The organism is Ruegeria sp. AF2, from assembly GCF_056542025.1.
Genome location: NZ_JBQFZC010000002.1, coordinates 122,482 through 140,640 on the forward strand (window position 1 = coordinate 122,482; position 18,159 = coordinate 140,640).

Annotated in this window: 14 protein-coding genes; 5 read left to right on the top strand and 9 right to left on the bottom strand. The window is 56.1% G+C overall.

All coding sequences use genetic code 11. From position 1 onward, the window contains the following. The first annotated feature begins 26 nt into the window (after positions 1–26). Positions 27–647, top strand: coding sequence for an HAD family hydrolase (locus ACR0NM_RS08355; RefSeq protein WP_170625675.1), 621 nt, complete (start codon positions 27–29; stop codon positions 645–647). Between the two features lies 1 nt (position 648). Here the strand turns inward: ACR0NM_RS08355 and ACR0NM_RS08360 are convergent, their stop codons facing one another. Continuing rightward, a complete protein-coding gene (locus ACR0NM_RS08360) occupies positions 649–1,890 on the bottom strand; it encodes an MFS transporter (RefSeq protein WP_480614051.1) in 1,242 nt (413 codons plus the stop codon). Between the two features lie 148 nt (positions 1,891–2,038). Between ACR0NM_RS08360 and zapE the strand changes: the two genes are divergently transcribed. Continuing rightward, complete coding sequence (gene zapE, locus ACR0NM_RS08365; RefSeq protein ID WP_480614053.1) at positions 2,039–3,097, top strand: cell division protein ZapE; 1,059 nt, start codon at positions 2,039–2,041, stop codon at positions 3,095–3,097. 43 nt (positions 3,098–3,140) lie between these two features. Here zapE and ACR0NM_RS08370 read toward each other — a convergent pair whose 3' ends face one another. From ACR0NM_RS08370 to ACR0NM_RS08385, 4 genes are read right to left on the bottom strand one after another with little or no spacing between them, the layout of a single operon-like run. Beyond that, positions 3,141–4,415: a bifunctional folylpolyglutamate synthase/dihydrofolate synthase gene (locus ACR0NM_RS08370; RefSeq protein WP_170393950.1), complete on the bottom strand. Its 1,275-nt coding sequence runs from the start codon at positions 4,413–4,415 to the stop codon at positions 3,141–3,143. Then, positions 4,412–5,344 (bottom strand): acetyl-CoA carboxylase, carboxyltransferase subunit beta, encoded by a 933-nt coding sequence (gene accD / locus ACR0NM_RS08375; protein WP_170393952.1) that lies wholly within the window; start codon positions 5,342–5,344, stop codon positions 4,412–4,414. The genes ACR0NM_RS08370 and accD overlap by 4 nt, the downstream gene beginning before the upstream one ends. Before the next feature lie 59 nt (positions 5,345–5,403). Beyond that, positions 5,404–6,303, bottom strand: a complete 900-nt coding sequence (locus tag ACR0NM_RS08380) for a type II CAAX endopeptidase family protein (protein ID WP_170407256.1) — start codon at positions 6,301–6,303, stop codon at positions 5,404–5,406. Beyond that, entirely contained in the window at positions 6,293–9,388 is a 3,096-nt protein-coding gene (locus ACR0NM_RS08385; RefSeq protein ID WP_480614055.1) for an ABC transporter transmembrane domain-containing protein, read from the bottom strand. Before ACR0NM_RS08385 ends, ACR0NM_RS08380 begins: the two co-directional genes overlap by 11 nt. Before the next feature lie 233 nt (positions 9,389–9,621). Here ACR0NM_RS08385 and ACR0NM_RS08390 point away from each other — a divergent pair, with 233 nt between their 5' ends. From ACR0NM_RS08390 to ACR0NM_RS08400, 3 genes are all read left to right on the top strand, one after another. Further along, positions 9,622–10,383: a DUF6478 family protein gene (locus ACR0NM_RS08390; RefSeq protein ID WP_170562004.1), complete on the top strand. Its 762-nt coding sequence runs from the start codon at positions 9,622–9,624 to the stop codon at positions 10,381–10,383. A gap of 10 nt (positions 10,384–10,393) precedes the next feature. After that, the gene (locus ACR0NM_RS08395) at positions 10,394–10,759 is read left to right on the top strand and encodes a hypothetical protein (RefSeq protein WP_170407248.1); all 366 of its coding nucleotides are present in this window, start codon (positions 10,394–10,396) and stop codon (positions 10,757–10,759) included. Between the two features lie 63 nt (positions 10,760–10,822). Next, positions 10,823–12,349: an MFS transporter gene (locus tag ACR0NM_RS08400; RefSeq protein WP_170422711.1), complete on the top strand. Its 1,527-nt coding sequence runs from the start codon at positions 10,823–10,825 to the stop codon at positions 12,347–12,349. 48 nt (positions 12,350–12,397) lie between these two features. On the opposite strand, the gene ACR0NM_RS08405 is transcribed toward ACR0NM_RS08400, so the two are convergent. The 4 genes from ACR0NM_RS08405 to ACR0NM_RS08420 all read right to left on the bottom strand — a co-directional run bounded on the left by ACR0NM_RS08405 (position 12,398) and on the right by ACR0NM_RS08420 (position 18,152). Beyond that, the gene (locus ACR0NM_RS08405; RefSeq protein ID WP_170393963.1) at positions 12,398–13,741 is read right to left on the bottom strand and encodes a S41 family peptidase; all 1,344 of its coding nucleotides are present in this window, start codon (positions 13,739–13,741) and stop codon (positions 12,398–12,400) included. Between the two features lie 6 nt (positions 13,742–13,747). Next, positions 13,748–14,881 (bottom strand): peptidase M23, encoded by a 1,134-nt coding sequence (locus ACR0NM_RS08410; protein WP_170625670.1) that lies wholly within the window; start codon positions 14,879–14,881, stop codon positions 13,748–13,750. Further along, the gene (gene gpmI, locus ACR0NM_RS08415) at positions 14,878–16,395 is read right to left on the bottom strand and encodes a 2,3-bisphosphoglycerate-independent phosphoglycerate mutase (RefSeq protein WP_480614058.1); all 1,518 of its coding nucleotides are present in this window, start codon (positions 16,393–16,395) and stop codon (positions 14,878–14,880) included. The genes ACR0NM_RS08410 and gpmI overlap by 4 nt, the downstream gene beginning before the upstream one ends. An 86-nt stretch (positions 16,396–16,481) precedes the next feature. Next, entirely contained in the window at positions 16,482–18,152 is a 1,671-nt protein-coding gene (locus ACR0NM_RS08420) for a sulfatase-like hydrolase/transferase (protein ID WP_480614060.1), read from the bottom strand. Positions 18,153–18,159: the final 7 nt, after the last annotated feature.

Sequence of the window (18,159 nt, forward strand, 5' to 3'; positions counted from 1 at the left end):
TGATTGAACTGGTATGGGATTAAGTCATGGCCATTGAAGCCGTCATCTTTGACATCGGAAATGTGCTGATCGAGTGGCAGCCCGAGCGCTATTATGATCGGGTAATCGGCGAGGATCGTCGTCGCGCCATGTTTGACGAGGTCGATCTGCATGGGATGAATGATCTGGTAGATCAGGGCCATCATTTCACGGATACGATTTACAATTGGGCGGACAAGTACCCGGAATGGCGCGATGAAATCCGAATGTGGCATGACAACTGGATCGAACTGGCCGCGCCCGAGATCCCACATTCAGCGCGACTGCTGCGCGCGTTGCGGACCAAGAAGATCCCGGTCTTTGCCCTGACGAATTTTGGGGTTCAGAATTTTGACTATGCCACTACTGTTTATCCGTTTCTGAATGAGTTTGATCGTCAATATGTCTCGGGTCGGATGAAGACGGTCAAACCTCATATGCCAATTTACGAAATGGTTGAGGCCGATTGCGGCATCCCTCCCTCGGCGCTTTTGTTTGCAGATGACAGGATCGAGAATATCGAAACAGCAAGGGCGCGCGGATGGCAAACGCACCACTTCATCGATCCGCAGGGTTGGGCGGATCGATTGGTTTCTGAGGGGCTGCTGACCGCTGAAGAGGCCGCATAGCTCAGGCTGTCACGCCGGTTGGTGAGCGATTTTCGCGGATGGGCAGGTGAATGATGGCGCTGAACGCTCCGATAGCGACGCCGATCCACCAAACCATGGTGTAATCACCGAATTGGTCGTACATGCGCCCGCCTAACCAGATGCCCAGAAAACTGCCGATCTGATGGCTCAGGAATACGATCCCGTAGAGCGTGCCCATGTACCGCAGGCCATAGAGATGTGCGACAAGGCCAGATGTTAGCGGTACGGTCGCCAACCAGAGCGACCCCATCACAAGCGAGAATGCGATCACGGACAAGGGCGTGATTGGGAACACGATGAAGGCACCTGCGGCAAGCGTTCGGCCGGTGTAAACCGCCGCGAGCAGGTACTTCTTCGGAAAGTGATTTCCAGCCCATCCGGCCAAAAGGGTTCCGCCGATATTGGCCAACCCAATCAACGAAATCGCAATCGCCCCCAAGGCTGAAGTTGTGGTGATCCCCATCGAATGTAAGAGGCCTCCGGGTTGGATCGGGCCGCACATCTCGGTGACGAAGGCGGGGAAATGGGCTGTGACAAAGCCCAGTTGATAGCCACAACTGAAAAAGCCGATCGCAATCAGCGAATAAGACGGGTCGCGGAATGCCTTGGACAGGATCTGCCCCATACTCTCTTCTAGCTCCGTCCTGCTGACGGGCTGAGGCGCGCGCATGAATGGCAATGTCAGGATCAATGCAAGGATAGCCACCGCAAAGATCAGAAACACTTGCTGCCAGGGTAAGAAAGTCAGCAACCACTCTGCTGTGGGTGCGCCAATGACTTGCCCGAAACTGCCCGCTGCGGTGACAATCGCCAATGACATCGAGCGGTTCGCATCCGATGAGGCACGACCTACGACCGCAAGGACCACGCCAAACCCCGTCCCAGCGATCCCGAAACCCACGAGCCAGGCATACATCTGATGTTCAAACGGGGTAACGGACCATGCCGTCAGGACCATTCCCGCCGTATAGGTCAGAGCGCCCAGAACGATGGCGCGCCGATCACCTATCTTTTCCGCAATGGCGCCAAAGATCGGCTGGCCGATCCCCCAAGCCAGGTTTTGTATGGCGATCGCCATCGAAAAATCGCTGCGTAGCCAGCCGAACTCATCTGCAATCGGTATCTGGAACACACCAAAAGAGGCGCGTACGGCAAAACTGACTGTAATTACGATGCAGCCGACGATCAGGATCGGGTTCAGCAAACGGGTGGATTGCGACATTAAGGCTCCGAAGATTGGTTCCAGCAGACGTTAGCGGTACAACTCGGCGCGTCAATTCAGGAGTTTTGTGACGCCAGTTCAGCAATATTGATGTGTCTGGAAAAAAGGTTTCTTTTCAACACACGAAGCGATCGGTATGGCTCAACTCATGACGGATCTAATTTCACACTATGAAGATCTTATTGCTGATGGGACACTGACCCGGGACGACGCGCAAGAGGCTGTGCTGCCCCGGTTTGAGCGCATTCGGGCAGCCTTGGCCGAACCGGTTAAGCGTGGATTTTTCCGCAAAGCGCCGCCGCCACCCAAGGGTTTGTATCTTTGGGGAGGTGTTGGGCGCGGCAAGTCGATGTTGATGGACATGTTTGTCGAGACATTGGGTGAAATCCCAGTTCGACGGGTGCATTTTCATGCGTTCATGCAGGAAATCCATTCCGGTCTGCACAAGGCGCGTGAAGACGGCGTTGAGGACGCTCTGGTACCTGTGGCCGATGCAGTCATCAAATCGGCGCGGGTGCTGGCCTTTGATGAGATGCAGATCGTCGATATCACCGACGCGATGATCGTGGGGCGGTTGTTTGATCTGCTCTACAAGGGTGGTGTCGTTATCGTTACGACTTCGAACAGACATCCGGATGATCTATATAAGGATGGGTTGAACCGGCAGCTTTTTCTGCCTTTCATTCAGCATATCAAAGAGCAACTGGAAGTGTGGGAGTTGGTTTCACCCACGGATTACCGGCAGAACCGACTTGAAGGCTCGCCGGTTTACTTCACCCCCATCGGGCCCGAAGCGCGGGAAAAGATTCGTGAGGTGTGGAATGATCTGTCGGGTGGACCGGCAGAAGAGCTGGCCCTTCAGGTGAAGGGTCGCGAAGTTGTCCTGCCCGCCTTTCGCAACGGCGTTGCACGGGCCTCGTTTTTTGACCTCTGCGGACGAATGTTGGGTCCAGGAGATTACCTGGCTATCGCAGAAGCGCTGAAGGTATTGGTTCTTGAAGACATCCCGCGTTTGTCACGCAATAACTTCAATGAGGCAAAGCGCTTCGTCACCCTGATCGATGCGCTTTATGAGGCGAAAGTTCGGCTGATTTGTTCCGCCGCTGCCGAGCCCGAGATGCTCTATGTCGAAGGAGAAGGAACCTTTGAGTTTGAGCGTACGGCCTCGCGCCTGCGGGAGATGCAAGACAAGGATTGGGGCAGATAGGGGGTGCTGCCCTGGCGCAGGATCTTTTTCATCAGGCGGAGGATCAGGCGTTTTCTCTAAGGATGTTTCCCGCAAGATAAAGCGACCCGCAGATCAGAATGCGTGCATCAGGGGTTTGAGCGGTGATTGCGGCGAGCGCGTCTGTGACGCTGTCTGCTGTTGTGGCGGTCAGATTCACCTTAGCAGCAGCGGCGGCGGTTTCGTCCGAGCTCAGTGTATTCTGCTCACCCGGGATCGATACGGCCGTCAAGCTGTCTGCCCTTTGGGCCAATGGCGCGAGATAACCGGTGACATCTTTGGTATTCAGCATACCACAAATCATATGCGTGGGACGTTCTGGTAGTGACGCTAAAACCTCGGCCAAAGCAGTGCCTGCAGCCGCGTTGTGACCGCCATCCAACCACAACTCAGCTTGAGGGGCCTGCTCAACCAGAGGACCGATTTTTAGCCGCTGCATGCGCGCGGGCCATTCGGCCTTGGCCACAGCGGCCTCGTAGGCATCATCACCCATTTGCAGGTGGCGCAACGCAGCCAGAGCCGCGCCTGCATTTTCGATCTGATGAGCACCCAGTAGGTTTGGCATAGGCAGATCGCGCAAACCGGTTTCGTCCTGATAAATAAGGCGACCGTTCTCAGTATGAACATGCCAGTGCTGCCCGTGGACCATTAGCGGAGCGCCCAGACGGGCTGCAGTATATTCGATGACTTCCAGCGCCTCATCTTGCTGCGGGCCGACGATGCAGGGAACGCCCGGCTTGATGATTCCGGCTTTTTCAGCGGCGATCTTGCCCAAAGTGTCGCCCAGGAACTGCTCATGGTCGATCGAGACGGGGGTGATGACCGTCAACTCGGGCCGTTCGATCACGTTGGTGGCGTCCAGCCGCCCGCCCAGCCCGACTTCGAGCAGCGTATAGTCAGCTTTGGTGCGGGAAAATGCCAGCAGCGCGGCGCAGGTGGTGATTTCAAAATAGGTGATGTTCTCACCGCCATTTGCGGCGTAACACTCATCCAGCACGGCGGTCAGGTCGGGCTCGGAAATCAGCTCACCTGCCAGTCGGATTCGCTCGTGAAACCGGGCCAGATGAGGTGAGGTATAGGCATGGACCGCATGCCCTGCCCCTTCAAGCCCCGCCCGGATCATGGCCTGGGTCGAGCCCTTGCCATTGGTTCCAGCGATATGAATGACCGGAGGCAGCTTAACCTGAGGATTGTCTAGTGCCGCCAGCAAACGCCATACCCTGTCCAAAGTCAGGTCGATGATCTTGGGGTGCAGCGCCATCATCCGGTCTAGGATGGCATCCGAAGATGGGGAGGTCATTTTTCGACCGCGTCCTCGGTGGGTGCCTCGGTTGGGGCTTCTTCCGGCTCGGGCGCAGGAAGGTCGCCTTTGACCGCAGGGGGCTGCTTCATCAGCATTCGGGTGATGGTGATCAGCTCATCCCGCATCTCGGTGCGTTTGGTCACTCGGTCGAGCATCCCGTGATCCAGCAGATATTCAGCGCGCTGGAATCCTTCGGGCAGTTTCTCACGAATGGTCTGTTCGATCACACGGGGTCCGGCGAAACAGATCAGGGCATTGGGCTCCGAAATATGAACGTCACCCAGCATCGCGTACGAGGCTGTAACGCCGCCTGTAGTCGGGTGGGTCAGGACAACAATATAGGGCAGGTTTGCTTCTTTGAGCATCTCCACTGCGACCGTCGTACGCGGCATTTGCATCAGGCTCAGAATGCCTTCCTGCATCCGCGCGCCGCCGGCTGCCGAAAACAGGATCAGGGGCCGCTGTAGCCTAACAGCCTCCTGTGCTGCAGCAATGATGGCATTGCCTACATACATGCCCATCGATCCGCCCATGAACGAAAAATCCTGCGCGGCTGCCACGATCGGGGTACGGCCGATTTCGCCAACGGCGACCAGCATCGCTTCTTTCTCGCCGGTCTTTTTCTGGGCCGCCTTCATACGGTCAGGGTATTTTTTCTGATCCCGAAACTGCAGGGGATCGTCTTTCGGTGCCGGGACATCAACCTCGGAAAAAATACCGCCATCAAACAGATGTTGGAACCGATCGCGCGGCGTGATTGCCATGTGATGGTCGCACTGGGTGCAGACATTCTGGTTTTCCGCCAATTCGCGGTGGAACAGCATGGTTCCACACTCATCACACTTGTGCCAAAGGTTTTCGGGCACTTCGCGGCGCGAGAAGATCGAATTGATCCGGGGGCGGACGTAGTTTGTGATCCAGTTCATGTCGGAACCTTGATAATGCGGCGTTGACGTCAAATAAGACGCAATGCCGGGAAATGCAATCAGCGCCTGAGGACCAATCTTGCGGTGAGCCACCCCACGATCATCAGCGCAAAGTCGACTAGCAACCAAGGTCGCAACGCTTCGGCGTCCGATGCCTCATAAGGAAGATGGAACAAGGCCAGGCCACCAAGGTTGTCGGGAAGCGAAATGACAAGCAGAGCCGCGATGTTATTGAAAAAATGCAGCGCAATGGCGGGGCCCAGCGTACCCGCTCGCGCGGTCAGATCGGCGGTCAAAAGCCCAAATGTCAGCGCCCAGATGGCAATCAAGACCGCATTGTCTCCGACCGTCGCGGGGCTGTAGTGGCCAGCTGCGAACAAGATTGATGGCAGACCCATCCAGATCAGCGGAGACCGAAACCGCGCGGCGAGGCCCTGTTGCATATAGCCTCGGAACAGGATTTCCTCGGCGCTGGTCTGAATCAGCACCGCAACAGCGGATAAGGGAAGCAGCAAAAGCCATTTAGTTAACGCGAGATTCGCCACCAATGGTGCACCAAGGTCATAGGGAGGGAGTATGAATATGACTGCACCCAGCAGAAGCAATGCGCGAACAACGCGCCAAAACTGCCAGATTGCGATGGATTGTTCGCCCAGGACCGAGGCAAGTGACCGGTGCTGAAATAGTCGTGCCCCCAACGCCACGCCAATAGTGACAAAAATAAAGCTGGAGAGCACAATAAGGAGCGCTGTTGGCGACGATCCATTCAAGAATGTGACCGCCGATCCTGATGAGCCAAGACTGGCAACGATTGCGAACAAGATTGCATTGAGCGTGACCACAACCACTGAGACCAGCGCAAGACCAGCCAACAAGCGCCATATCTCGGGATATCTGCGGGCGGCACCTAGCAATTGCTGATGACTTGAATAGGCCCCCCGCCTTTCATTAGTGCTCATCGGATTGCTCAGCACTTACCGAAGGCAGGTCATCCCCAATTGGAGTGTTGGGGTCACGCAACCGCTCGGACACCGTGGACAAATATCCGGCCACGGTTTCAAGCAACCTCATCGCAACGCCCGCGTCACTTTCAATCACAGCACGCAATTCCTCCGCGCCGATCCGCAGGAACGAGCAATCCGTGAGGGCTACCAAATCCAATTGTCGCGGCTCATTGGTGATAATCGCAAGATCGCCGATAAGGCGCCCGGGTTCTACTATCGAGAGCGAACGCATTTCACCGTGTTCATTCAGCCAATTCAGGCTTGCCGAACCTGAAATACACAAATACGCCGCATCGGGAGCCTGGCCACGTGCGAAAATGGTTTGACCTGCCGCGACCTCGTACCATTGGGCCGAAAACGCCAGAAGACGCTGGTTGCGCCCATCGACTCGTGAAAACAACTCGGTCGAAGAAATGATCTTGAGTTTCCGGCTCAGGTCGTCCGTCCCGGTGTCTTCGGCATCGTTGGACACGCGGGAGACACCATCGATGCGACCGTCCTTTATTTCAACAAATAAATCATAGGCTTCCGGATGGGCAAAATGATCCTCCATAAAGATCATGATCGAGTCGGGTAATAACTCGCGCAGCTTCAGACGGGTCCGCAGGCGGCTTTCAGAGTCGTGGCTGGCCAGTGCCTTGTCGAGTATCAGGATATCGGGGCGTTTGATCCCGGCACGAGAAAAGGCAGCACGCTCCTGAAACACTGTCGGAAGGTTGTTCCCACCTAACCCGGAGGGCAGGTCGTAGATGATCGCGGCGGCCCTTCGGCGCAGCCCGGCCTCGTTCAGAACCTCCGCGACCAGATCTTCGATCTCTTCTGCATGAGCACCAGCCATGATGGATACCCGACCATACAGAGCGTTTTCCATTGCTGTCAGGCGGGGAACGTAGACGTCCGGTGACACCGGCACGAACATCGCACCCATAGCGCCCCGCAGCCGTTCGGCCTGACTGTGACGAATGGAAAGGATTTTGTCCTTGTACTCCTCAGGGAAACTCGGGCCGATTTGTTCAGCGGTCAGCATGAATGGGACGGTCAACAGCAGCGCACGTTCCTGATCGCCGATGGCTTCTTCGCCCTTGGTTTTGCGGCGCTCTTCGATATCGAGCAGACGGTGGTACATGTCTTTTGACATGCCAAGCCGCAAGAACAATGGGTGATCGGCCCCATCTCGCCCGAAAGTCTGGTTTAGGGTTTCCAGAACGGCCTGAGCGATGCTGAGCGCGTCATCATCCAGGCCATTGCCCGTAAGCAACGACAGAAACCGGTGGTCCCCCGCCAGAATGTCCGGTGCGATATCATGCGTCGGTGAAGCGAACAGCAGGTTCCCGCCCAAGGGCACGGCGGGATTGAACTGGTCAGGATCGAACCGATAGACATACTTGTCCAAACCGCGCTCTTGCAGGCGTGTGGCAACGGTATCTCGCAGATCGACTATTTCATTCGCCAACACCGGGTGTACTTCCGGGTCGAACTGAGAGCGCAAAGTGCGCCGGAACATAAATTCATCAATGCCCATCGCTTCGACAAGCTGGAACCACCAATCGCGAATATCCTCGATGTCATCAAGACCCGCGAGGCTTGGATCGATCCATTCATCGGACAGTGAATCGGGTGGGTTCCCGGCGCGCACGGCTTCGATCTGGCGGCGTGAGGGGGCCTGCAATGCACCACTTTCGTGTTGAGGATGCGTGCGCAGCGGCATTAGCAGGTTATCACCCAATGTTCCGTCGAACAGGTAAGGGCGTGAATAGGCATAGCCGATCCGCGCCGCAATCACCGCCTGATGCAGGCTGTTGAGGTTGTGGCCAGCCATCAGAACCTCGCCTTGAACCGGCAGCACTTCGCGCGTCAGCAACTGCGCAAGCGCACTGCGTTCCGAAGCGTGTTTCGACTGAATCGCAACCCGAGCGCCTTGGGGAATGGTAAGATCAATATCCTCAAGGATGGTCTTGCCGTCATCATCACGAACGGTCACGTTGCGCAGTTCGATATCGCCGGTTAGGTGCGGGATTGCCTCGGGGACGCCCTCAAACAACTGTTCGGGTATCATATTCGATGGGGCAAACCGTTCGGTCACAATTTCCCAGCGCAGTGACATGTCCTGTACCTGGTTGTAGTAGGTCAGAAGATCCTTCCAAGGGCCGCTGAGGTCTTTATATGCACCCAACGCGGCAACCAATGCGCCTACTGTCACCTCGCCCGTGATCGCCAGATAGCCGCCTACTGAATAGAACAGGAAGGGTGTCATCTGAGTGATCAGATTGTTGAGGAACTTCATGAAGAACTTCTTGTTGTAGATCTTAAAGCGGATCTCGAACAAGGTTCCTAGCCGATGGCTGAATTGCGCCAGACGATAGCGCCAGCCGCCATTGGTGCGCAGATCGCTGATACCAGCAGCACTTTCGCCAATCTCAGAGCTCAGCCGCCGGACCTCTTGAATGCGATCCTTGTTCAGAAGGTTGATCTGACGCTGCAATTTGGGAATCAGCCAAGCCTGCAAAGGGATCAATGCAATACTGGCCAGACCAAACCACACGCTTTGCATGAAAAGAAACGTGACGATCGTCATCATCTGGCCGAACTGAAAAACGGGCTGCGCGATGGCATCTCCCATCAACCCGCCCATGGGTTCGGCCTCGGACGTAATCATCGATACCAGTTCACCTTGGCTGGTGGTGGCGAAATAGGATTTGGGAAAGCGCATCGAGCGGCTGATCAAGGTAAAGCGAAGGCGACGCAACATCCGCTCGGCGAGAATACCTTTCATGGTATTGATGCGCATTTTCATCACGCCACTGGCGATGACAGTTGCCAAAAAGGCAAAGCACAGAATCAGCAGGTACTGCACCTGTGTCACGGTGATACCGAGTACTGTCACGGTGTCTGCGGGCGCACCAATCGCGTCGTTGATGATCTGCTTAGGAAGCTCCAACGAAGCGTAAAGGAACGGAAATGACAGAACGGTCAGCAATAGTAGGACCAATTGCTGTTTTTTCGAATGCTTCCATATGAATGAAAATAGGGTGGGTTCCATTCCCCTGCCTCATGATGAGCCTGTATGATCCAGGACAAATGCCGATTGCCCGAGCGCCGACGGTAAGCCTCGGCCCGAGCTATTGCAAGAATGGCGGCTCTTTGCGACGCAGAAACCAGCTGGATAGGAGATCACATTTAGGATTCGGGAAGATTTATCCGCTAATCAAGTAAGACTGGTTTGTCCCCTGCCCCGACTTTGACTAAAGAGGGGCTGTCTTGAAAGATGGGGCGATGGGCAGGTTACTGGATCGATATATTCAACTAAAGGCTCTGGGGCGCTGGCAGCGTGCCGCGCAGCAGTCTGACCACCTCGCACTGCCTGAGCTTCGCCGCCAACGTGATGACGCCCGGCGGTTGCGCGGCAAACTTGAACAAGCAATTCAAAAAGCTGATGCTCGCCTGATCCAACCCTTGATTGGGGCGACGCAGTTTCCAAAACCCCTGGGAACGGATTGGTCGTGGCGACCGGACCTGTGGCGGACGCCACTGATCCGCAAAGGTATAGCCTCGGCCCCGCGCAAGGCGCGGATGGATGGGCAGGTCATCCTGTTTCACGATTGCAGCCAGGTCGAGATCGGGCTGCAGCAAATCCGAAATCGGCGAGACAAGGATTTGGCGCCTTTCAGTCTGGCCGTTGAGGTATTTGATTTTCAGGGATCTTTCCTGTCGCTTTCCATTGATCTGCCCACGGATGCCGCCATAAATCTGTCCCGCCAGCATCTGATGCGGGTCGACACTCTGGTTGAGTGCGAGCGTTCTACCGTTGTCTTCGCCCGCCTGAACATTCAGCATGGCCCTAATACCGAGCAGGTTCTGCGCGAACTTGATCTTTCAACACCTGCGGCGACTGTAGATTTTGATCTGGCCCATCTGAACGTGAATGAGCGTCGAATTGAAAAACTCTGGCTGGATCTGATCATTGATCAACCCGCGATGAACCGTGTGGTGTTTCGTGACCTGACATTTTGCCGTTACCACCGGGCTGATCTGTAAAGGGTACTCAATGTCTCATACCACCCTGACACCAATCCGCTTCGAAAACGGCCTGTGGGAAGGCCATTTGACCAGCGAAAGCCCCCCTCAGATCAAGGTGCTGTTTCTTGGTGAGCCTTTGACTGATGTTGAGTTGGAACCAGCAACAGATGGCTGGGCCTTGCGCATCCCAGTGCCGCCCGCCGCCCTGTCGGAAGGTGTCCATACTGTCGTGATTCACGATGGAACAACAGGCCATAAGCTGGGGGATTTCACCATCATCGCCGGTTCACCCGCCGCAGATGACTTGAGGGCCGAAGTCGCTTTGTTGCGCGCCGAGTTGGACATGTTAAAGCGCGCGTTCCGCCGCTCTCAGGCATCTCAAAGCGAAACCTGACCACAGTACCGATAGGATTGTCCCTATCTTTTCAGGTCCATACGTGCATCATTGGATTGGCCTATGGATCGCAACAGCATCATAAAGGTCATCGCGCTGATGGTGACGGGTTTCGGGATCGGGATCGATTTTACCGGTGCCCTCATGCTGGTCCCGGCAATCGAAAACAGCTTTGACGCCGACATCACCAGCACCCAGTGGGTTCTGAATATTTACGCTCTGTTCTTTGCCATGACGATGGTGGCCGGAGGTCGCCTGGGTGACATGTATGGTCATCGCAAGATGATGATCATCGGTCTTTCGATCTTTCTGTTTGCGTCGGTTTTATGCTTTGTCTCACCCGGTTTGGACTACCTGATCGGCGCACGCGCCTTGCAGGGGATCGGGGCGGGATGCGTGTGGCCCTGCACACTGGCATTTGGAGCCACCAAAGTGTCGAAAGAAGAACACCGCGCATTGGTGATGGGGCTGATACTGGCGGGTGTCACCACGGGTAATGTCTTTGGACCGATGATTAGCGGCGCGGTGGTCAATCTGGGTGATTGGAGGTTGTTTTTCCTCGCCAATGTGGTGTTTTCCAGCATTTCGATGACGACTGCGATCCTGCTGATGGAGCGTGAGACCGAGCATAAGAAAGGTGAACACATCGACTTTGCCGGGATGGGTATCCTGTCTTTTGCAGTTTTGCTCTTGCTTTACGGTTTGGACGTTGGTGCCGATTGGGGCTGGACTTCGCTGCCGCTTTTGCTGCTGTTTTTTGTCAGCGCCGTTTTGTTCTTCCTGTTTCCGAAAGTCGAAAAGAGGGTCAAGGAACCCTTGCTAATGCCTCAGTTGATGCAGAACCGAGAGTTTTTGATTACCTTAGGTCTGAATATGTTCAACGTCTCGGCAGCTTTTGTCGGGCTGCTTTATTTTCCGCAGTATATGCAAAAAGTCTTGGGATGGTCTGTGTTCCAATCGGCGCTGGGTTTGGCACCGCTGACGGTGTTGCTAGCGGTCGGATCGATCGTCTCGGGTACGCTGTATAACGATTTTGGGCCCAAGCGACTGCTGTTTTGGGGATATATTTGCGCCACAGTCGGGGCGGCAAGCGTTGTCATCATGCCCTCCGGGACCGGATATTTTCAGATTCTTCCCGGAATGGCGCTGATTGGTTTGGGCGCAACGCTGACGGTCGGGCCTTCGGGAACAGCCGCTGTATGCGCGGTCAAGCCGGAACGCGCCGGACTGGTTGGCGGCCTGAGTTTCATGACCCATCTGGTCTATGGGGCAATCGCGGTCGCCTGTGCGACGGCGGTCATGTATGTGACAAGCCTGTCCAGCCTGAAAACCCGATTGACTGCGTCAGGCATCAACATGTCCGAGGCTGATCAGAAAGCGATCAATGGTGGAACGCTGAACACAGACTCGGCAAAAGCAGTGCTTGAAAAGTTGAATTCAGGTGAAACTGAAAAGGTTCAGGCCGCCATTGCGGCGGCCTTTGATACCGGAATGAATATGGCTTTTGTATTCGCCACGATCTCAGTCGCTGCTGGAATCGTCCTAGCGCTGATGCTGGATGAGAAAAAGCTGCACAAGGTCGAAGGGTAACACTTCAGGGTGCGAGAATAGGGCCGCTGATGGCGGCCCCCCTCCCCTTTATTGTGACGGTCCAGTCGGATTGAATGCGGACAGGCCCTTGAGGATATCGATGGCATAGGCCAGTTGATAATCCTCTTCCCGCAGCTCCGCGGTGGCTTCGGCCTTGGCGCGATCTTCTTCGATCTGGCGAATCTCGTCCTCGCTGAGGCTGTCATTATTCAGGCTGCCGCGCAGATCGGCCTCGGACCGGGTGCGGGTGTTTGTATCTTCCTCTTCCTCGTCAACCGGGTTGTTGCGCGGTTGCTCGACGATGATGTCCGGGCTGACGCCAAGCGCCTGAATCGAACGACCCGAGGGCGTGTAGTAGCGAGAGGTTGTCAGACGCATAGCCCCGTCACCCCGAAGCGGCATGACCGTCTGCACCGATCCCTTGCCGAAGCTCTTAGTGCCAACCACGATGGCGCGGTTGTGATCCTGCAAGGCGCCCGCGACAATTTCCGACGCCGAGGCCGAACCACCGTTGATCAGCACAACGATGGGCTTGCCTCCGGTCAGATCGCCGGGTGTTGCGTTGAATCGTTCACCATCTTCGAGATTGCGACCCCGGGTCGAGACGATTTCGCCCTCATCCAGGAATGCGTCAGAGACCTTGATGGCCTGAGTCAACAACCCGCCGGGATTGTTACGCAGATCCAGAACGATCCCATTGACGTTTTCGATGCCCCCGGCCTCTTCAATCTGTTCTTCCAGTCCTTCCTTAAGGTTCGGATAGGTTTGGTCATTGAAGGTCGTGACACGCAACACGACACTTGTACCTTCGGTACGTGCACGAACTGCGGTCAGCTTGATCGTGTCGCGAACGATCGTTACGTCGAATGGCTCCTGCTCGCCTTCACGCACGACTGTGATCACGATTTCCGATCCCACCGGGCCGCGCATCAGGTCCACGGCTTTATCCAGCGTCAGCCCCAAAATGCTCTCGCCATCCACATGAGTGATGAAATCGCCCGCTTCGATACCAGCAGCATCCGCTGGGGTGTCATCGATGGGCGATACAACTTTGACAAAGCCTTCTTCCTGCGTAACTTCGATACCGAGCCCGCCAAACTCGCCACGTGTCTGCACGCGCATCTGCTCGGCATCATCAGGCGACAGGTAGCTGGAATGTGGGTCTAGCGAGGTCAGCATCCCGTCAATCGCAGCCTCGATCAGCTCGTCGGTTTCTACCTCTTCGACATACTGGGCGCGAATACGTTCGAAAATGTCACCGAACAGATCAAGTTGTTCGTAAACGCTTGCCTTGTTCTCGGCCTCTTGCGCAAGCAAAGGGCCTGCGATCTGTGTTGTTGCGACTATCCCTGCCACGGTGCCGGCCAGTCCGGCCATCACAAATTTCTTCATACTCGTTTATCCATCCTTGTCCGTCCGGAACCATGATTCCGGGTCCACTGGGCTGTTATCCTGTCTTACTTCTATATAGAGCGTTTCTGACCAGTCAGTTCCAGTGCCATCACCGCTTGTTGACATAATAGCGCCGATTTCCGGAGTTTCACCCGGCATCAAACCTACCGGAGTACCCTCGGGTATCACTTCCCCTGTCAGACCATATACCTCTTGCAGACCTGAGAACACGAATAGCAATCCGGGCTGGGGTTCAAGGATCACAAGATTCCCGAGATCCAGCAAGGGCCCGCGGTAACGGATCGTGGCAGCCGTTGGCGCGGTGACCAATGCGCGGGGTCGCGTGCCCAGCACCAGCCCGGGGCGCGTTACCCCCGCTGCGTCCGTTTCGCCCGCCCGGTGCAGCATGACCCCTTGTGCGGGCAAGGCGATTTGACCTTTCCGGCCCGAGACATCTGCATTTGTATCTTCAATCTCACCATCGGTGATCTCGGATAACCCACTGGCAAACCCATCCAGCGTTTCGGTCGAGGATATCAGGATCGCTGTACGCACAGGATCTTCTACGAAACGGCGAGGCAGATCGGTCCGGTCCGCTATCGCCTCACTAAGCTGCGTGCGGGCATCCTGAACACCCTCCAACCCTTCGGTCAGCGTATTGGCAGCGTTTTGTTGAAGCTGTCGCAGTGTCTGTACCTCTTGCAATTCGTTTGCAAGCGCCTGAGCCTGCGCGTTCAACCCAGGCGTGACTTCGGACAACATCATACCAGTGCGCGCGGCCCCAAGTGGGCCGGACGGGTGCAGCATAAGTACCGGAGGCGCGGTGGTTTCGATCGTCTGCAGAACACCTAACAGCTGCGCCACCTCCTGCTCTTGTACCTGCAATTCTGCAGTCAATTGCGCCTCGCGCAAGGCCGCGCGGCGCAGGCCGTCGCGCATAGCGCTCAGACCGGCCTCGTAGGCTTTTATGGTTTCGGTCAGGGCTTTGACCCGGTCGCGGGCAGATTCGGCCTCAGTCAACGCGATCGAGGCTTGCTCCAGCATCTCGGCCGCTTCTAGTGCCGCCTTTGACGGGCTGGTTTGGGCGACGACAGGGGTGGCCCAAATCAGCGCTGCAGCAACGATCGGGTGCAATCTCATGTCAGCAAGCTTTCCCCTGTCATTTCAACGGGTTTCGGCAATTCCATAAGCTGCAACAAAGTTGGAGCAAGATCGGCCAAGCGCCCATCGCGCAGGCTTGCCCCTTCGGGGCCGCCGACCAGAACAACAGGCACGGGATTCAGCGTATGCGCCGTATGTGGACCGCCCGTTTCCGGGTCATCCATCATTTCACAATTACCGTGATCTGCGGTCAAAATCATCGCACCCCCGACCTGCTTCAGCGCTGCAACCACCTGCCCCAGCCCTTGATCAACAGCTTCACAGGCTTCAATCGCAGCTTGCAGATCACCGGTATGACCAACCATATCTGGATTGGCGTAGTTGGTGACGATCAGATCATATCCGCCGTGGATCGCCTCGACGAACTTTTCTGTCACTTCGGCCGAGGACATCTCGGGCTGCAAATCATACGTCGCCACTTTGGGCGATTTGGGCATGAAGCGATCCTCGCCACCCTCGGGCTGCTCTTTGCCACCGTTCAGGAAGAAAGTGACATGAGGGTACTTCTCGGTTTCGGCCAGCCGGAACTGGCGCAGGCCTTGCTTAGCAACCCATTCGCCCAGCGTGTTCACGATATCCCGCTTGGGAAATACGGTCGTCATATAATCGTTATGGCCATCGGAATACTCAACCATGCCCAGTAACGCCGACAACTGCGGGCGCGGACCGTTGTCGAACTCAGCAAAACCGGGCTCCCCAATTGCCCGCAGGATTTCTCGGGCACGGTCGGCGCGGAAGTTCAGGCAAAAGAACCCATCACCGTCCTTAATACCGGAATAACCAGCAAGAACCGTGGGCGCGATAAACTCGTCGGTTTCGGATTGGGCGTAGGCATGGTCGACGGCCTCATGGGCCGAGGCCACGGTGCGCCCCTGACCTTTGACTATTGCGTCATAGGCCTCGGAAACGCGTTCCCAGCGATTATCGCGGTCCATGGCAAAGTAGCGCCCACAGACGGTGACAACATTTGCGCCATCGGGCAACCGGTCTTCGAGTTCGGCGATATAGGTAAAGGCCGATTTCGGGGCCACATCGCGCCCGTCGGTGATCGCATGTAGCGCCACAGGCACACCCGCATCGGTAACCGCTTTGGCGGCAGCCACGATGTGATCCAGGTGCCCGTGCACGCCCCCATCCGATACCAGCCCCATCAGATGCGCTGTCCCGCCTGCAGCTTTCACCTTAGCGATGAAGCTCTGCAGCGCCTCATTGTGAAAGAAAGAACCGTCTTCTATGGCTAGGTCAATCTGCCCCAGATCCATCGCAACCACGCGCCCAGCCCCGATATTGGTGTGACCAACCTCGGAATTACCCATCTGACCACTAGGTAGACCCACATCCGGCCCGTGCGTTATCAGTTGCGCATGAGGACCTTCAGCCATGAGAGCATCAAAGGTTGGCGTATTTGCCAGATAAACCGCATTGGCCTTGGTGTCGTCGGATAGGCCCCAACCATCAAGGATACAAAGGACAACGGGCTTTGGGGCGGTCATGAAAGCTCTCCGATTGAGGCGGCGTTGCTGTCTTCTACCCCCTGCCCGCTCAAGGTTGAACCGTCATTAGGGCCGCGAATGAAGAATTAATCTGTCTTGTAGTCCCCAAAGGGTCGCGCTTTGCGGTTGCGGTATTTAACGGTCAGCTCAAGCGGCATCTCGTTTTCGTCGTAAATACCGATCACCACGCCTGTTCCTCGGCTTGATCCACGCATGTTTAGCAGTTGTTCTTCCGACCGGGTCGTGCGCTGCGACTGTCGCCGCGTCCAGGTGAACAGGTGATCATACATCTCGGCGATGATGTCTGCATGCTCATCGCTTTCGCCCAGGTCCGTCAGCTCATTCGGATCATTCTCTAGATCAAACAAAAGCGGGCGATAGCCCCCTTCACAATGGATCAGCTTCCATTTCTCGTTTGCAACCATGAACATGACCGCATCCCGAACCGAGGCGTTCAGTGTCTGCGCAATGGGGGATGCGGAGTAGTCGTACTCACAAATCACCACATCGCGCGGAGTGCTTTCGGCCTGACCGTGCAGGATGGGCAGCAACGAATGCCCCTCCAAAATGTGCCCTGCGGGTTCACCGCCTGCAACCTCCAGAAACGTGGGCGCTAGATCGATGGATTCGACCAATGCATCGCATGTGGTGCCGCGCGTGGCATCAGCCTCGGGCGATGGATCATAGATGATCAGCGGCATTTTGGTCGAGGCGTCATGGAAGAAGGTCTTCTCTCCCATCCAGTGATCGCCCAGAAAATCCCCGTGGTCCGAGGTCAGCACGATCATCGTGTCCTGCATTCGTCCGGTCTGTTCCATCCAGTCGAACAGCCGCCCCATTTGGTCGTCAGCCTGCTTGATCAGGCCCATATAGGCTGGGATCACGGCCTCGCGTACATCCTGACGCGAGAAGGTATGGCCGATTTTCGTATCCATGAACGCTTTCAGCACCGGATGAGCGTTCTGCCGTTCAGCTTCGGACCGAATGACAGGCAGAACGTGTTCGGGACCATACATCGAGGCGTAGGGTTCTGGCACAATATAGGGCCAATGCGGTTTGATATAGCTGAGGTGGCAGCACCACGGCCCCTCATGGTTTTCCATGAACTCAATGCCGCGAGAGGTGAGATAAGGCGTTTCGCTGTCTTCCTCGGCGATATTCGCGGCCTCTGACGAATTTTTCAGGAACCAACCTGAAAGTACATTGCCCTCTTCATCCAGCCCCGAATTGGCGAAGTCGTGCCAGGGGTTGTCACTCTCATAGCCTTTGTCTTTCAGATACTCGTTGTACCTTTTGGCGCCATCCGGGTCATAAAACCCATCCGGCCCTTCGGGGCGCATCCCGTCATCGCGCTCAAAGACATCAAACCCGCATTCAGCGACGCGCGCGCCGATCAGGCTGTCGGGCTCAAGCCCCAAACGGGCCATGCCCTCGGCATCTGCGCGCATATGAGTCTTGCCGACCAACCAGCAATCCATCCCCGCCTTGCGCAAGTGATCGGCCATGGTGATCTCACCAACTTTCAGCGGGATTCCATTCCATGACGCGCCGTGCGAATGCACATAGCGGCCGGTATAGGTCGACATACGGGAACTGCCGCAGATCGGTGACTGGATGTAGGCACGTGTGAACCGCATACCCATCGAGGCGAGACGGTCAATATTTGGCGTATGCAGATGTGGATGTCCGTAGCAGCTGAGGTAATCCCAGCGCAATTGGTCGAACATGATGAAGAGGACGTTCTTGGCTTTGTTCATGCCAAGA

Coding starts and splice junctions, on each gene's coding strand:
- ACR0NM_RS08400 (WP_170422711.1), top strand. CDS start 10,823: ATGGATCGCAACAGCATCATAAAGGTCATCGCGCTGATGGTGACGGGT.
- ACR0NM_RS08410 (WP_170625670.1), bottom strand. CDS start 14,881: ATGAGATTGCACCCGATCGTTGCTGCAGCGCTGATTTGGGCCACCCCT.
- ACR0NM_RS08405 (WP_170393963.1), bottom strand. CDS start 13,741: ATGAAGAAATTTGTGATGGCCGGACTGGCCGGCACCGTGGCAGGGATA.
- gpmI (WP_480614058.1), bottom strand. CDS start 16,395: ATGACCGCCCCAAAGCCCGTTGTCCTTTGTATCCTTGATGGTTGGGGC.
- accD (WP_170393952.1), bottom strand. CDS start 5,344: ATGAACTGGATCACAAACTACGTCCGCCCCCGGATCAATTCGATCTTC.
- ACR0NM_RS08380 (WP_170407256.1), bottom strand. CDS start 6,303: ATGAGCACTAATGAAAGGCGGGGGGCCTATTCAAGTCATCAGCAATTG.
- ACR0NM_RS08395 (WP_170407248.1), top strand. CDS start 10,394: ATGTCTCATACCACCCTGACACCAATCCGCTTCGAAAACGGCCTGTGG.
- ACR0NM_RS08390 (WP_170562004.1), top strand. CDS start 9,622: ATGGGCAGGTTACTGGATCGATATATTCAACTAAAGGCTCTGGGGCGC.
- ACR0NM_RS08355 (WP_170625675.1), top strand. CDS start 27: ATGGCCATTGAAGCCGTCATCTTTGACATCGGAAATGTGCTGATCGAG.
- ACR0NM_RS08420 (WP_480614060.1), bottom strand. CDS start 18,152: ATGAACAAAGCCAAGAACGTCCTCTTCATCATGTTCGACCAATTGCGC.
- ACR0NM_RS08360 (WP_480614051.1), bottom strand. CDS start 1,890: ATGTCGCAATCCACCCGTTTGCTGAACCCGATCCTGATCGTCGGCTGC.
- ACR0NM_RS08385 (WP_480614055.1), bottom strand. CDS start 9,388: ATGGAACCCACCCTATTTTCATTCATATGGAAGCATTCGAAAAAACAG.
- zapE (WP_480614053.1), top strand. CDS start 2,039: ATGACGGATCTAATTTCACACTATGAAGATCTTATTGCTGATGGGACA.
- ACR0NM_RS08370 (WP_170393950.1), bottom strand. CDS start 4,415: ATGACCTCCCCATCTTCGGATGCCATCCTAGACCGGATGATGGCGCTG.